At 69.8% G+C, this 616-nt stretch carries 1 pseudogene; it reads right to left on the reverse strand.

Annotated elements, in window-relative coordinates:
• Positions 1–182: 182 nt before the first annotated feature.
• Positions 183–616, reverse strand: a pseudogene (locus tag ACYVJ0_RS13650) (hypothetical protein); the annotation flags it as partial.

Here is a 616-nt window from a genome sequence, read left to right on the forward strand (position 1 = left end):
GTCTACGACGTCGTCGACCGGGTCGATTCCCCGCGCCTGCGCCGCCGCACGCAGCGACTCCGCCGAGCGTTCGATTGTCGTGGAGCTGCCGGACGGGACCCATACCACGATGACCGTCAGGGCGGTGTCGAGTGCGGATCTGCTCACCAGCGTGGTCATGTCGCCTTTCCTCGAACTGTCGACTAGAGAGCTGGCTGAGGGTTGGTGACGGGGAGTTCGAACCCAGCCGGCCCGTTACCGGAGGTGACGCTGCGCCACTGGGCGCGACGTCGCCCTTCATCCCCGCGGGGAAAGGGCAAGCCCGCCTCCAGCGCGGCGGATTCGATGGCACGCATCGTGGTCCCGACGCCGGACGGGATCGGCGAGTGCCGTACCCACCGGCCGGTCCGGAGGGTCCAGGCCTCACACCGGTTCAGGTCCGGCCCGGTGCCGTGCCACACCCTCAGGACCACCGGGCCGGGTGCGGTCTGCGCGGCCACGGTGATCTGTTGGGCTAGCCGCGAGAGCGAATAGTCCACTGCCGGGACGAGCGAGCGCAGTACGGGCAAGACACCAGCCTCTGCGATGCTGCCGGTCGTCTCGTCGGCGGCGCTACGAACGGTTGCCGGCGCGTGCC

The organism is Microbacterium petrolearium (assembly GCF_054782875.1).